12 protein-coding genes and 1 pseudogene are annotated in these 13,824 nt (G+C 72.5%); 2 read left to right on the forward strand and 11 right to left on the reverse strand.

The window, feature by feature from the left end; all coding sequences use genetic code 11:
- The 4 genes from SACE_RS29670 to SACE_RS29685 all read right to left on the reverse strand — a co-directional run bounded on the left by SACE_RS29670 (window position 1) and on the right by SACE_RS29685 (window position 4,775).
- Window positions 1-435 (reverse strand): hypothetical protein, encoded by a 435-nt coding sequence (locus SACE_RS29670; protein WP_009944374.1) that lies wholly within the window; start codon window positions 433-435, stop codon window positions 1-3.
- A gap of 88 nt (window positions 436-523) precedes the next feature.
- A complete protein-coding gene (locus tag SACE_RS29675) occupies window positions 524-1,552 on the reverse strand; it encodes a methionine synthase (RefSeq protein ID WP_009944373.1) in 1,029 nt (342 codons plus the stop codon).
- 381 nt (window positions 1,553-1,933) lie between these two features.
- On the reverse strand, window positions 1,934-3,451 hold the full coding sequence (locus tag SACE_RS29680; protein ID WP_009944372.1) for an acyl-CoA synthetase: 1,518 nt from the start codon (window positions 3,449-3,451) through the stop codon (window positions 1,934-1,936).
- 784 nt (window positions 3,452-4,235) lie between these two features.
- Window positions 4,236-4,775 (reverse strand): TetR/AcrR family transcriptional regulator, encoded by a 540-nt coding sequence (locus SACE_RS29685; RefSeq protein ID WP_009944371.1) that lies wholly within the window; start codon window positions 4,773-4,775, stop codon window positions 4,236-4,238.
- A gap of 142 nt (window positions 4,776-4,917) precedes the next feature.
- On the opposite strand from SACE_RS29685, the gene SACE_RS29690 reads away from it, so the two are divergent.
- Entirely contained in the window at window positions 4,918-6,123 is a 1,206-nt protein-coding gene (locus tag SACE_RS29690) for an FAD-dependent monooxygenase (RefSeq protein ID WP_009944370.1), read from the forward strand.
- Window positions 6,124-6,291: 168 nt separating this feature from the next.
- Here SACE_RS29690 and mnmA read toward each other — a convergent pair whose 3' ends face one another.
- The 5 genes from mnmA to SACE_RS29715 all read right to left on the reverse strand — a co-directional run bounded on the left by mnmA (window position 6,292) and on the right by SACE_RS29715 (window position 11,876).
- Window positions 6,292-7,380, reverse strand: coding sequence for a tRNA 2-thiouridine(34) synthase MnmA (gene mnmA / locus SACE_RS29695; RefSeq protein WP_029621462.1), 1,089 nt, complete (start codon window positions 7,378-7,380; stop codon window positions 6,292-6,294).
- A 3-nt stretch (window positions 7,381-7,383) separates the two neighbouring features.
- On the reverse strand, window positions 7,384-8,616 hold the full coding sequence (locus tag SACE_RS29700; protein ID WP_021342136.1) for a cysteine desulfurase family protein: 1,233 nt from the start codon (window positions 8,614-8,616) through the stop codon (window positions 7,384-7,386).
- A gap of 65 nt (window positions 8,617-8,681) precedes the next feature.
- Window positions 8,682-10,052, reverse strand: a complete 1,371-nt coding sequence (locus SACE_RS29705; protein WP_009944367.1) for an MFS transporter — start codon at window positions 10,050-10,052, stop codon at window positions 8,682-8,684.
- Between the two features lie 208 nt (window positions 10,053-10,260).
- Window positions 10,261-11,082, reverse strand: a complete 822-nt coding sequence (locus SACE_RS29710; RefSeq protein WP_009944366.1) for a lysophospholipid acyltransferase family protein — start codon at window positions 11,080-11,082, stop codon at window positions 10,261-10,263.
- Between the two features lie 11 nt (window positions 11,083-11,093).
- Window positions 11,094-11,876 carry a GNAT family N-acetyltransferase gene (locus SACE_RS29715; RefSeq protein WP_009944365.1) on the reverse strand — a complete coding sequence of 261 codons (783 nt, stop codon included), beginning with the start codon at window positions 11,874-11,876 and terminating at the stop codon, window positions 11,094-11,096.
- Between the two features lie 128 nt (window positions 11,877-12,004).
- On the opposite strand from SACE_RS29715, the gene SACE_RS29720 reads away from it, so the two are divergent.
- Window positions 12,005-12,643, forward strand: coding sequence for a LysE family translocator (locus SACE_RS29720; protein ID WP_009944364.1), 639 nt, complete (start codon window positions 12,005-12,007; stop codon window positions 12,641-12,643).
- A gap of 23 nt (window positions 12,644-12,666) precedes the next feature.
- On the opposite strand, the gene SACE_RS29725 is transcribed toward SACE_RS29720, so the two are convergent.
- Both SACE_RS29725 and SACE_RS39995 read right to left on the reverse strand, forming a co-directional pair.
- Window positions 12,667-13,566 (reverse strand): nucleotide disphospho-sugar-binding domain-containing protein, encoded by a 900-nt coding sequence (locus tag SACE_RS29725; protein ID WP_009944363.1) that lies wholly within the window; start codon window positions 13,564-13,566, stop codon window positions 12,667-12,669.
- A gap of 145 nt (window positions 13,567-13,711) precedes the next feature.
- Window positions 13,712-13,810 (reverse strand): annotated as a pseudogene (locus SACE_RS39995) (hypothetical protein); the annotation flags it as partial.
- Between the last annotated feature and the right edge of the window lie 14 nt (window positions 13,811-13,824).

Genomic DNA, 13,824 nt, shown 5'->3' on the forward strand with positions numbered 1-13,824 from the left:
CTACTGGGCGCTGTCGTCGGTGACCGCGTCCTCTGCGCCGCCCTGGCCGGCTCCGTCCTGCTCGGCCGCCTGCTGGAGCATGCGCGCCGCCACCGCCTCGACCAACGTGTGCTGATCCGCCGCGGTGAGACCGGTGAACTCGGCTCGGCTCTCACCCTCGCCCAGCGCGACCGACCTCGCCTCCGCGCGCTTCAGGTTGGCCAGCACGACCTTGACGACCGCGGTCGCGGTGGCCGCGGAGAACGATCCGCTGAGGACCAGTTGCCCGAGCGCGGTGCCGAGCCCGGATTTCGTGCCCTCTCCTCCGCTCTCGCGGACCCGGTCCACACGAACGGCTCCGAGAATCCGGAGTTCGTCGTAGAGCCGCCGGGTGACCTGTTCGAGCCGTTCGGGATGCTGCCCGGGCAACTCGAACGCGACCAACATGCGGGCCATCGCCCCTCCGCCCCTTCCGCGTGCAGGATTTCGATCTCCGAGCGTATCCGATCGATCACGCTGCGATGGCCGCTTTGGTCTCCCCCGTTCAGCCTTCGGCTTCGTCGGCGAACATCCGGGCCAGGTCGCGGGTGAGGCCGATGGCCCGGCGAGCCCACGCCGGGGAAGCCCCGGCGAAGCCGCAGGTCGGGGTGGGGACGCCGCGTTCGGCGAGGGTGCGCCGGGAGAAGCCGAGGCGGGTGGCGAGGTCGAACGCGGGCTGGGCCACCTGGCGCAGGGTGGTCTCGGTTTCGCGGCTGGGCACCAGGCCCAGGAACAGGGTGGTGCCCTCCTCCCAGGTTTCGCCGAGCTCGTCGGCGAACTCGCCCGTCACGTCGCCCAAGCCAGTGGCGTCCAGTGCGATCGCCCCGGCGCCCGCCCTGCGCAGCAGGGCGACCGGGGGCCGCCGGGCGCAGCAGTGCACCACGACCGGGGAGCCGGTGGCGGCGGCGAGCGTCTCGATCACCTCGGCGAGCCTGCGCTGCGCGTCCGGGGCGGGGACGGCGGGCACGGTGCCGTAGCCGGACGGCGTGGGGAGCCGGCCGTTGAGGACGGCGGGCAGCGACGGTTCGTCGAGCTGCACGACGACCCGCGCGCCGGTGCGCGCGGCGACCTGCCCGGCGTGCTCGGTGAGCCCTTCGGTCAGCGACTCGGTGAAGTCGCGCAGCGCGCCGTGGTCGGTCAGCACGCGGTGTCCGCGCATCAGCTCGATACCCGCCGCCAGCGTCCACGGACCCGCCGCCTGCACCTTGACCACGCGGGGCGCGCCGGCCTCGGCCGCGGCCTGCTCGACGGCGTCGAGGTCCCACCTGAGCAGGTCGACGGCACGCTGCTGGTCGTGCCCCGGCCGACCCGCGACGCGGTAGCCGGAGGGCACGACCTCGACGGCCAGATCGCCGACGAGCATGCCCGCCGTGCGTCCGATGAGGTCGGCGCCGACACCGCGCGCGGGCAGCTCGGGGAACGGCATCAGCTCGGGCAGTTCCCCGACGACGGTGCGTGCGGCCTCCACCGGGTCGGTACCGGGCATCGACCCGATGGCGGTGGCCGTTCCTGGTTCCCACGCTGCTTCGCTCACGCGGCCATTATCGGGGCGGGAACGATGGAGACCGGGAGGGGGCGACCCGCACCGGGCCGCCACCGGTGCCGGGGTGCGGACGCGCACCGGCGCGGAGCGATACACCCTGCGGGCGGCAGCGGACCGACACGCGCGTGCGGACCGGAATCGGACCGACAAGCGTCGTGGCGGTGACGCTCGGCGACGCGGTCTCCGCGCAGGCGGAGACGGGCGTCGTCAACGCGGGCGTGCCGGGCACCATCGAGGGCGGCTACATCGTCGTCCTGCACGGCGTCCCGTCGATTTCGGCGGCCGAACGAGATGCGGGCTTCGGCCCGAGAACTGCTCGACGAGCACGGGCCGCTATCGGCTTGCCCGCCCGGAAACCGGCGGAGAAGCCGGTCACCGCTCGACGAACTGCTCCCGCAGCACCCGCTTCAGCAACTTGCCCGAGCTGTTGCGCGGGAGGTCGTCGACGAACCGGATCCGCTTGGGAACCTTGAAGCCCGCCAACGACTCGCGCGCGTGCTCCAGCAGCTCGGCTTCGTCCACGTCGGACTTGCGCACGACCACCGCGGCGATGCTCTCGATCCACTTCGGATCCGGCACCGCGATGACGGCGACCTCGGCGACGGCGGGGTGGGTGTAGAGCGCGTCCTCGACTTCCCGCGAGGCCACCAGCACCCCGCCGGTGTTGATCACGTCCTTGATCCGGTCGACCACGGTGACGTAGCCCTGCTCGTCCTGCCGCACCAGGTCGCCGGAGTGGAACCAGCCGTCCCGGAACGCCTCCGCGGTCTCCTCGGGCTTGTTCCAGTAGCCCGTGCAGAGCTGCGGCGAGCGGTAGACGATCTCGCCCAGCTCGCCCGGGGCTACCTGGTTCCCCTGCTCGTCGACGACCTTCGCTTCCACGAACAGCACCGGGCGGCCCGCCGAGTCGGGGCGCAGGTCGTGCTCCTCGGGGCGCAGCACCGTCGCGAGTGGAGCGATCTCCGACTGGCCGAAGCAGTTGTAGAAACCCAGTCCGGGCAACGACTCCCGCAACCTGCTGAGAACCGGACCGGGCATGATGGACGCACCGTAGTAGGCCTTGCGCAACGAGCCGAGGTCCCGCCTGCCGAAGTCGTCGTGGTTGGACAGCGCCACCCACACCGTCGGCGCGGCGAAGAACGCGCCGATGCGCTCTTCTTCGACGCGGCGCAGCACGTCCTGCGGATCGGGTGACTCCACGAGCCGGTTGGTGGAGCCGATCATCAGGTGCGGCAACAGGAATACGTGCATCTGCGCGGAGTGGTAGAGCGGCATCGCATGCAGCGGGTCGTCGCCGTCGGTGAAGTCCAGGGCCACCACGCACGAGACGTACTCGTGCAGCAGCGCGCGGTGCGTCATCATCGCGCCTTTGGGGCGGGACGTCGTGCCGGACGTGTAGAGCAGCTGCACCAGGTCGTCATCGGCGACGTCTTCCGGCAGCGCCGGGACTTCGCCCGCCGTGCTCAGCTCCAGCAACGACTTCTCCGCGCCGCGCAACGGGATCACGCGGTCGACGCCGGAGAGCGCACCCGCGAGCGCCGGATCGGCCAGCGCGATGGTGCTGCCGGACTGCTCGACCAGGTAGCCGAGCTCGGAACCGGTGAGGTTGTAGTTGATCGGCACGTGCACCAGCCCGGCCCGCGCACAGGCCAGGAAGCCGATCAGGTAGGCGTCGGAGTTCCTGCCGTAGGCGGCGATCCGGTCGCCCTTCGACGCCCCGGCGGCCAGCAGCACCCCCGCGGCGCGGGAGACCGCGTCGTCGAGCTCGGCGTAGGTCCACTCCCGTTCCGCGCCCGACCCGTCGGCGAAACGCAGCGCTACCCTGCCGGGCACCCGAGCGGCGGTACGCCGCAACACGTCGCCCACCGTGCCGGCACGCGGATCGAGCATCGCCAACCCTCCACAGCGCTGTGATCGCAAGACACTATCGGCTCCGCGCACCCGGCACCAGCCGCTGTCCGCCGAAGGAACTCATCCATTGCTCCGAGGGCGAACTCCCTGCGCACCAAAAGAACGTGGGAGTTCCGCAACAGGGAGCCAAGATCGATCGCGGTTCGGGAAATTTTTTCATCCGGGCCTTGTGCAACTGGCGAGTAACCCCCAATGTTTCTATCCCACACCGCTGTAATTGGGAAAACGGGAACACAGCGGGGGGCACCTTCCTGGAGTCGGGGCCAGGCGGGTACCGGGACGGGCGGCCATCGGGGGGCCGCCCGCCCAGGACAACAGCCGGACTGGGGCCGGACGGGGGGGGGCACAGGCGAAAGGGGCGCTGTGATCCAGGACCGACAGATCGAGCAACACGAGCGATCCAGGGGGGTGCGGATCTCCGGTCACCGGACCGGGTCCGCACGCCGGACGAGCCCGGCTCGACTGCTGCTCAGCGCAGCGTGGGTCGAGGTCCGTGCTTTGCTGCCCACGCGGTACGACGCCACGACCTGAGTCCTGGCGCAACCGATCAATTCACCGGGAATTGTCGCTTCCATTCGGGGGACGGCGATTTCCACCATCCAGATCGCAATTCCCGCAACCGCGACGAAACGGGGCAAGACCGTTTCGCGAAAGGATTCGCCCGGTCGGTCCACCACAGGTAGCGGCCGAATGGACCAGAACGAACGCGAATCCCGCGGCGGCGGAGCGGAGAAGCCCATTCCACCGGCCCGCTGCAACCGCGCTAGCGCGGGCCCGACACGAGGGCGGCGTGAGCCGCATCGACCGCAGCAGTGCGGAACACGCTCACGTCGCCCTCGTTCGTGACGCAGTCCTGCAGACCGCCCACGGCGACGGTGGCCCGCGCCCACTGCTCCGGCGTGGCGTCGGCCCCGATGAGCAGCACGTTGAGCCTGCGGCGCCAGTCGAGCATGTCCTGGAACAGCTCCAGCCCGGCCAGCACGCTCACGTCGCGCAGGACCATCCACAGCACCTCGCGATGGCCGGCCATGACGTCGAAGTAGGACTCCAGCAGCGCGCGCCGGTCCACCTCGGCCGCGGACTCCGCCGACGACAGCAGCGCCGCGACGTCGTCGGCCAGCGGCTGCACGATGCCGCGCGCGAGCTCTGCCTTCGACGGGTAGTGGTAGTACAGCGCCGCCTTGGTGATGCCGAGGCGTTCGGCGACCTCGCGCAGGCTGGTCTTCTCGAAGCCCTGGGCGGCGAACAGCTCCGCGGCGACCCGGCGGATCTCGCTCCTGGTGTCGCCCCTGGCCCTGGGCATGCCGCTGCTCCTCTCACCGTCCGCTCGCGACATGGTACCCACCTGCCTGCCGACCGGTAATTTACTTGACGACCGGTAAGTAGCGTCCATACCTTCGTGCTCACGGCGCCGAACGACAACCCTGCGAACACGGGAAGAGCACATGGACAACACCGACGTCCTCATCTCCGGCGCGAGCGTCGCCGGACCGGCGCTCGCCCACCGGCTGCGCGCCCACGGCTTCAACCCGACCGTGGTCGAGCGCGCGCCCGCGCCGCGCGAAGGCGGCTACGCCGTGGACGTCCGCGGCGTCGCGGTCGACGTCGTCGAGCGGATGGGCGTGCTGGCGCAGGTTCGCGCCGGGGGGATCGACATGCGCGGCATCACCTACGTCGACGGTTCGAACCGGCCACTGGCCGAGATCAGCACCGAGCACTTCGACGGGCGCGGCAACGGCCGCGACCTGGAGATCATGCGCGGCGCGCTCAGCCGCATCCTCCACGACGCCACCGCGGACGGTGTCGAGTACGTCTTCGGCGACTCCGTCACCGGCCTCGAGCCCGACGACCAGGGAGTGCTCGTGACCTTCGAGCACGCCGCACCCCGGCGGTTCCACCTGGTGATCGGCGCTGACGGCCTGCACTCTCAGGTGCGGGCGCTGGCCTTCGGCGCGGAGGCGCGGTTCCGGCGCCACCTCGGACACCACATCTCGATCTTCGGCGTCGGCGGCCACCTCGCTCCGGAACGCTGGACGCTGGTGCACAACGTGCCCGGCAAGCTCGCGGGCGTCTACGCCTCCGGTGGTGAGCTCGGCGCCAAGGCGATCCTCGGCTTCGCGTCGGGGGAAATCCCCTTCGACCACCGGGATCCCGCGCAGCAGAAGCGGATTCTGCGCGAGGTGTTCGCCGGCGTGGGGTGGGAGGTGCCGCGGCTGCTCGAGGAGATGGAGCACGCGCCGGACTTCTACTTCGACTCGGTGAGCCAGGTCCACCTGGACCGCTGGTCCCGGGGCCGGATCGCGCTGGTGGGCGACGCGGGGTACTGCCCGTCGCCGTTGTCCGGCCAGGGCACCAGCCTCGCACTGGTGGGCGCGTACGTGCTCGCGGGAGAACTCCGGGTGGCGGACGGCGACCACCGCATCGCGTTCGCGCGGTACGAGGACCGGATGCGGGAGTACGTGCGGCAGAACCAGAAGATCGCCGAGTCGGGTGCGGAGGTGCTGATCCCTGCCGGCCGGACCCGGATCTGGCTGCGCAACCAGGTCATGCGGTTCATGTCGAGGTTCCCCGCGCTCGGCAGGCTCTCCGGCGGAATCCAGCGCGCCGCCAACGCGATCGAGCTTCCCGACTACGGCGGCGTGCGCCCGTAGCGCGGAGCGGCGCGGACCAGCGCGTCGCGGCGACAGCGACGGGAGGTGGCTCTGCGCGGGCGGCGAGGTCGGCCGGTCCGACGCGTTGACTCCCCTGGGGATTGTTCACAAGCGGCGTCAGCCGCTTGCGGTGTTGGCCCCAGCTCGCACCGCCGCGGATGAACTCCCCTAGCGCGTCGCGGCGATCAGGGCGCTGCCGAGGACGAGGTCGCCCTCCTCCTCCGGCCGGTACAGCACGACGGCCTGCCCCGGCGCGACGCCGCGCAGCGGCCGGCGGAGCCGGATCGACATGCCGCCGTCGGCGACCTCGGCGACCGCGTCCGCGGTGCCGCCGTGGGCGCGGACCTGCACGACGCACTCGGTCGGGCCGTCGAGCTCCCGCTGCGACGGCCAGATCGGGCGCTTGGCGTCGATCTCGGTGACGCCGAGGTGGTCGGCGGAGCCGACCTTGACCGTGCCCGACACCGGCTCCAGCGACAGCACGTAGCGCGGCCGGCCGTCGGGTGCGGGCGCGTCGATGCCGAGCCCCTTGCGCTGCCCGACGGTGAAGCCGTGCACGCCGGTGTGCTCACCGAGCACCGCGCCGGTCTCGGCGTCGACCAGCTGCCCGGGCTTCTGCCCCAGCTTCGACTCGAGGAACTTCTTCGTGTCGCCGTCGGGGATGAAGCAGATGTCGTGGCTGTCGGGCTTCTTGGCGACCGCGAGCCCGCGCTCGGCGGCCTCCTGCCGCACCTGCGACTTGAGCGAGTCGCCGAGCGGGAACATCGAGTGCCCCAGCTGCTCGGCGGTCAGCGAGGCCAGCACGTAGGACTGGTCCTTGCCCTCGTCCCGGCTGCGCCGCAGCACCGGCACGCCGTCCTCGACGGTGAGCCGCGCGTAGTGGCCGGTGCAGACCGCGTCGAAGCCCAGCGCCATCGCCTTCTCCAGCAACGCCTCGAACTTGATCTTCTCATTGCAGGTCAGGCACGGGTTGGGGGTGCGGCCCGCGGCGTACTCGCCGACGAAGGTCTCGATGACCTCCTCGGTGAACCGCTCTGCGAAGTCCCAGACGTAGAAGGGGATGCCCAGGATGTCGGCGGCCCGCCGCGCGTCGTGGGAGTCCTCGATCGTGCAGCAGCCGCGGGCACCGGTGCGCAGCGTGCCGGGTTTGGCCGACAGCGCCAGGTGCACGCCGACCACCTCGTGGCCGGCCTCCACCGCCCGCGCGGCGGCCACGGCGGAGTCCACCCCGCCGCTCATGGCAGCCAGTACTCGCACGCCTCACACCTCCGTCGGCGCGGACGCCCGCACCGAAGTCCTGCGCAGCCCGGCCGTACCGGCGCCGCGCGCTCGTTGCACCACCGGCCCGATCGCCTCGGTCAGCGCCTTGACGTCGGCCACCGTGGAGTTGTGGCCGAGGGAGAACCGCAGCGAACCCCGCGCCGCCTTCGGCTCGGCACCCATCGCCAGCAGGACGTGGCTGGGTTCGGCGACGCCCGCGGTGCAGGCCGAACCGGTGGAGCACTCGATGCCCTTGGCGTCGAGCAGCATCAGCAGGCTGTCGCCCTCGCAGCCGGGGAAGGTGAAGTGCGCGTTGCCCGGCAGCCGCGACGGCCCACCGCCGACGGCACCGTCACCGGGGTCGCCGTTGAGCACGGCGTCCGGGACCACCTCGCGGACACCGCGGACCAGGTCGTCGCGCAGCGCGGTCAGCTCCGGCCCGTGCGACGTCCTGCTTTCGACGGCCTCCCGCACCGCACTGGCGAACCCCAGCACCGCGGGGACGTCGAGGGTGCCGGAGCGCACCTCGCGCTCCTGGCCGCCGCCGTGCAGCAGCGGCGTGCACCCGACGTCCCGGGACAGCAGCAGCGCGCCGACGCCGTAGGGGCCGCCGACCTTGTGCCCGGTCATCGTCAGCGCCGAGACGCCGGAGGCCGCGAAGTCCACCGGCAACGTCTCGACCGCCTGCACCGCGTCGGTGTGCAGCGGCACCCCGTAGCGGTCGGCGACCGCGGCCAGCTCGGCCATGTCGTTGACCGTGCCGACCTCGTTGTTGGCCCACATCACCGTGACCAGGGCGATCTCGCCGGGCGCCGCGCGCAGCGCCGCCTCCAGCGTCTCGGGCCGCACCCGGCCAAGGGCGTCGACCTCCAGCCAGGTCACCTCGGCCGCCTCGTGCTCGACCAGCCACTCCACGGCATCGAGCACGGCGTGGTGCTCGACGGTGGAGGCCAGGATGCGGCGGCGGGCCGGATCGGCGGCCCGACGGGCCCAGAAGATGCCCTTGACCGCGAGGTTGTCGCTTTCGGTGCCGCCCGCGGTGAACAGCACCTCCGACGGACGCGCGCCCAGCGCGGCGGCCAGCGCCTCGCGGGACTCCTCGACCGCGCGCCGCGCCCGCCTGCCCGAAGTGTGCAGGGAGGAGGCGTTGCCCAGCCGGGCCAACGCCTCGCTCATCACCGCGACCGCCTCCGGTCGCATCGGAGTGGTGGCAGCGTGGTCAAGGTAAGTCATCGCCGTTCCAGGGTAATGCAGGCAGATGGCCGTGCCCGCCGTGGTCCGCAAGCGGAACGCGCTGGTCAGGCCATTTGTTCCCGCCGCGAGCGCAGGACCAGCGGCGCGGCGCAGCACGCGGCGGCCGTGAGCAGCAGGTCCAGCGGGACGACCCCCGCCGCCGGGGATCCCGTGGCCGCGAGCGAGGTCACCAGGACACCGCCGAGCCCCACCATCGCGGCCTGGCCGAGCATGTCGGAGAGTTGCAGCGCCGAGGAGTTGAACCCGCGCTCGTCGGCGGGCGACAGCTCCAGCACCCGCACCGAGGTGCTCGCCATGCCCAGCCCCATGCCCGAGCCCGCGACGAACCACAGCCCGAAGACCAGCCAGTGCGGTCCCCACTCCGGGGCGATCAGCGTGAGTCCGGCCACTCCGGCGCCCACCAGCAGCAGCCCGGTGGCCACCACCGCCTCCCGGCTCAGGGCGCGCTGCCCGCCCTGCCACAGCGCGCCGGCAGACCAGCCGAGCGAACCGACGGTGAGCGGCACGCCCGCCATCGCGGGCGAGTAGTGGTGCACCGTCGACAGCGTCAGCGGCACGAACGCCTGCGCGGTGAAGAAGACCCCGGCCATCAGGCCCCGCGCGAGCACCATCACGGGCAGCCCCGGCCGCGCGATCAGCGTCCCGGCGGGCACCAGCACCCGGATCGACGCCCCGAGCGCGACGACCGCCGCCACGCCGAGGGAGAGCGAGAACAGCGACGGGTTCTGCGCCGACCAGGTCAGCGCCACCACGCCCGCCGACGCACCGAGCGCGGCCAGCGGCAGCCCCTTCCGCCTGGGCGCGGCGCCTTCCTCCGCGCCGGAACCGAAGCGGCGGACCGTCGGCGCGAGCAGCACCGCGCCGAGCAGCACCAGCGGTGCCAGGCCCAGGAAGACCCAACGCCAGCTCAGGTACTCGGTGAGGAAGCCGGCGATCGCGGGCCCGACCAGCGCCGGGACCACCCACGCCGACGAGATCGCCCCGAACGCCTTCGGCCGGTGCTCCTCCGGGTAGGCGCGGGCGATCATCACGTACAGCGCGACGATCTGCGTCCCGCCGCCCAGGCCCTGCAGCACGCGGGCGACCAGCAGCGTCGGCATGTCCTGGGCGACACCGGCGACGACCAGCCCGAGCGCGAAGGTGGGCAGCGCCAGCAGCAGCGGGACCGCCGGGCCCCGGCGGTCGGCCAGGCGGCCGCCGAGCACCGTCCCGATGGCGCTCGCGGCCATGAACACCGTGAAGGGCCAGGAGTAGTAGCGGTGGCCGTCGAGCTCGGCGACGATCGTCGGCAGCGCCGTGCCCAGCCCCATCGCCTCGAACGCGGCGAGGGTGATGATCAGGATCAGGCCGACCGTGAAGTTGCGGCGTTCGGGTGCCCACAGGGCGCTGGTCTTCGCTCTCGTCTCGGTGCTCACCCGCCGAGCCTGCTACTTCGACCCCGGTGGAAGTCCAGCGGTTCGTGGCGAGTCATCCGCATGCCGCAACGCCGGGCCGCCGTCAGGCTGCGCTCCCGGGCGGCTCGCGCACGGGGGCTACCAGGCGCTTGGAACCGTTTCTATTTGTTGCGGCACAACAGATCCGGCCCGCGACCGGCGTCGGCGGTCGCGGGCCGGGTGCGGGGTGTCAGGCCGCTACGGGTTGCGCGACCGGTTCGGGAGGGGCGTGCGCCGTGGTCACGCCCGAGACGGCGGTTTCGGCCAGGCGGGCGAGTTCGCGGCGGTCGGTGATCCGCGTGGCGTCCAGCTCCGGCAGCAGCGACAGCTCGACCACCAGGCCGCGCAACCGTGCGACCGCGAGCACCGACTCGAGCAGGGTGGCCTCCCCGACGAAAGCCGCCGCCGTGGTCGGCTCTCCGCCGGAGGTGTGGAAGCGCAGCGCCATCGGCCGCACCACCGCTCCGGCGTCGACCGCCGCCTGGAACACCGCGGGCCGGTACCTGCCCGACGACCGCCCGCACCACGTGGTGCCCTCGGGGAACGCGCCGACGACCGCGTTCTCCCGCAACGCGTCCGCGATGGTGCGGACCGCGTCGGGCAGCGTGGCGAGGCGGTCGCGGTCGATGTAGAGGGTGCCCGCCCGGCCGGCGAGCGGGCCGATCACCGGCCACGTCCGGACCTCGGTCTTGGCCAGCAGCCGCATCGGGCACACCGCCTGCATGGCCACCACGTCGAGCCACGAGACGTGGTTGCTGACCACCAGCCCGCCACCCGCGCCGTGCTCGCCGCGCACGACGAGCCGGACGCCGAAAGCCCGCAGCAGCGCGCGGAACCACTCCCGGACCAGCCGCCGCCTGGCGGGGCCGGGGAGCACGGAGATCACCACCGCGATGCCGATTCCGCCCACGAGCACGCACAGCGCGTGGCCGAGGCGCAGCGCGACGCGCGGCGGCGCGACCCGGCTCGGCCGCTGCGGGAGGCAGCCCGGCCCGCACGGCGAGGTCGGCATCCAGGGGTGCGTCATGCCGCCGCGCCCAGGAAGAACCGCAGGTAGCGCTGGTCGACGGCCTTGAGGTCGAGCAGCACGAAGAAGTCGGCGACCCCGAAGTCCGGGTCGTGCGCGGGCCTTCCGCACACCCACGCGCCCAGCCGGAGGTAGCCCTTCAGCAGCGGCGGCAGCGGACCGCGGCCGGTGCGCTTGACCGGCTCCGGGTTCCACGGCTGGTACGGGTGCACCCGGTACTCCTCCGGCGCGAAGTGCTTGGCCGACACCTCGTCCCACACCCGCGCGGCCATCGGGCCGCCGTCCTCCAGCGGCACCGAGGCGCAGCCGGCCAGCCAGGAGTGCCCGTACAGCAGCATGTACCGGGCGATGCCCGCCCAGACGAGGCTGACGACCCCTCCGCTGCGGTGGTCGCGGTGCACGCAGGAACGGCCGGTCTCCACCAGAGCCGGGCGCAGCGCGTGCAACGCGGAAAGGTCGAACTCGGTCTCCGAATACAGCTTCCCGGCGGCCTGCGCGCGTTCCGGCGGCAGCATCCGGTAGGTGCCGACGATCTCCCCGGTGCGGTCGTCGCGCACGATCAGGTGATCGCAGAAGTCGTCGAAGGCGTCGCTGTCGACGCCGGGCCGGTCCCCGGTGACGGTGGCGCCCATCTCCTCGGCGAACACCTGGTAGCGCAGGCGCTGCGCGGCCCGCACCTCGTCGGTGTCGCGGGCGACGAGAAGCGAGTAGTGGGCGTCGTCGGCCGAAGGGGCCGTCCCCGTGGGCGCGGTGCTGACAAGCACTTGCGACTCGGACATGCTGCCAGGTGTATCTCCGCGCGCCGAACGTCCAGAAGGCCGGAGGATGACACGAAGCAGGAATTTTCGGTTAATGACCGGTGTTCGGCAACGCGGCGGGATGATCTCCGAGCGCACGGGAGACGCAGTTGGACCTGGCAGTTCTGGTCACGTTCGCGGGGGCGGCAGCGATCATCAGCATCGTGCCCGGCCCCGACATGTTCTACATAATGGCCAACGGAATCGCGTCCGGGGCGCGGGCGGGAGTCGTCGCGGCGGTCGGGATGTCCACCGGTCTGGCGGTGCACACCACCGCCGCCGCGCTCGGGCTCAGCGCCCTGCTGCAGGCGGCTCCGATGATGCTGGAGCTGGTGCGGATCTTCGGCGTGGTGTTCCTGGCCTACCTGGCGTTCGACGCGTTGCGGTCGCCAGGCACCGACCCGGGGACGACAGGACACGCGGTTCCCGCGCGCTCGCTGCGGCGGGTCTACGGGATGGCGGTGCTGACGAACCTGGCCAACCCCAAGGTGATCCTGTTCTTCCTCGCGTTCTTCCCGCAGTTCGTCACGCCCGGCTCGGAGTGGCCGGTACCGGTGCAGTTCATGGTGCTGGGCGCGGTGTTCATCGCGGTCGGGCTCACCGTGGACGGGCTGGCCGGCTTCGCGTCCGGACGCCTGTCGGACATGCTGGTCAGCCGCCGCGGCGTGCGGCGGTGGCTGGACCGGGTCTCCGCCGCCGTGTACGCGGGGCTGGCCGTCCGCCTCGCCGTGGACGACCCGGCCCGCTGACGACCCGGCCCGGTGGCGGCGGCTCAGCCCAGGGCGTCCGCCACCCGCGCCACGACCTCGGACGGGCTCGGCTGCCCGGCCATCTCCTCGGCGACCTCGGCCGCCGCCGAGGAGAACCGAGGCTCCTCGAGCAGGCGCCGCACCATCTCCCGCACCGTCTCGACGTCCGCGGTGGCCGGGTCGAGCGACAGGCCCACGCCGCGATCGGCGACGCGCTTCGCCGACAGCGGGTTGTCGGCGAAGGCGGGCAGGACCAGTTGCGGCACCCCGTAGTGCAGCGGTGCGGCGGTGGTGCCCGAGCCCCCGTGGTGGACGATCAGGGAGCACGACGGCAGGAACGCCGACAGCGGCAGGAAGCCGACCGAGCGCACGTTCTCCGGCAGCGTCCCCAACGCCGTCAGGTCCGCGGTGCCGGCCGCGAGCACGACGTCGAGGTCCATGCCGCCGAGCGCCTCGACCACCACCTCGAGGTTGGTCGTCCCGCTGATCGCGGGCACCACCGTCCCCAGGGTCACGCACACCCTCGGCCGCGGCGGCGCTTGCATCGTCCAGGGCGGAAGCACCGCGCCGCCGTTGAACGGCACGAACCGCATCGGCCACCACGGGACGCCGTCGCGCGGGTCCGGCTCGTCGGCCTTGAGACCGCCCATGCTCGCCGGTCGCGGGTCGATGCGGGCGACCAGTCGCGGATCGCCGTCGGCGATGCCCAGCTCGCGCTGTAGGCCGCGCTCCAGCTCGCCGTCGAAGGAGTTGTGGTTCTCGCGGAAGTCGGCGTCGCGCAGCGACCAGGAGACGCGGTTGCCCACCTCCAGCCCGGGAACCCCGAACGCCTGCGCGGTGATCCGTCCCGCCGCGTGATCGGAGGTGAACACGACCAGGTCGGCCCCGAACGCCCGGCCGGCCTCGATCGTCCCCTCGGTCATGGTGAGTGAACAGGCCGAACGGGTTGCCCGACGCGGCGGCCCTGGCGTACTCGGCGGAGAGCCCCGCGCGGTCCTCGCCGACGACGCCGCGCATCAGCTCCTGCCAGACGTCGCGGTCCGGGAACACGTCGACCACCGGCAGGCCCGCCCGCGCGCCAACCTCGGTCATCTCCGAAGCCGTGGCGAGCAGCACCTCGTGGCCGGCCGCCCTGGCCGCCCAGACCAGCGGGACGACGGGCAGCATCAGCCCGTAGCCGG

Origin of the sequence: Saccharopolyspora erythraea NRRL 2338 (assembly GCF_000062885.1) — a bacterium.
Taxonomy (GTDB): domain Bacteria; phylum Actinomycetota; class Actinomycetes; order Mycobacteriales; family Pseudonocardiaceae; genus Saccharopolyspora_D; species Saccharopolyspora_D erythraea.

Bases quoted from the DNA above. Each gene is read 5' to 3' on its own strand.
- SACE_RS29710 (WP_009944366.1), bottom strand. From the start codon at position 11,082: ATGCCGACCTCGCCGTGCGGGCCGGGCTGCCTCCCGCAGCGGCCGAGC.
- SACE_RS29685 (WP_009944371.1), bottom strand. From the start codon at position 4,775: ATGCCCAGGGCCAGGGGCGACACCAGGAGCGAGATCCGCCGGGTCGCC.
- SACE_RS29715 (WP_009944365.1), bottom strand. From the start codon at position 11,876: ATGTCCGAGTCGCAAGTGCTTGTCAGCACCGCGCCCACGGGGACGGCC.
- SACE_RS29680 (WP_009944372.1), bottom strand. From the start codon at position 3,451: ATGCTCGATCCGCGTGCCGGCACGGTGGGCGACGTGTTGCGGCGTACC.
- SACE_RS29725 (WP_009944363.1), bottom strand. From the start codon at position 13,566: ATGACCGAGGGGACGATCGAGGCCGGCCGGGCGTTCGGGGCCGACCTG.
- SACE_RS29690 (WP_009944370.1), top strand. From the start codon at position 4,918: ATGGACAACACCGACGTCCTCATCTCCGGCGCGAGCGTCGCCGGACCG.
- SACE_RS29700 (WP_021342136.1), bottom strand. From the start codon at position 8,616: ATGACTTACCTTGACCACGCTGCCACCACTCCGATGCGACCGGAGGCG.
- SACE_RS29670 (WP_009944374.1), bottom strand. From the start codon at position 435: ATGGCCCGCATGTTGGTCGCGTTCGAGTTGCCCGGGCAGCATCCCGAA.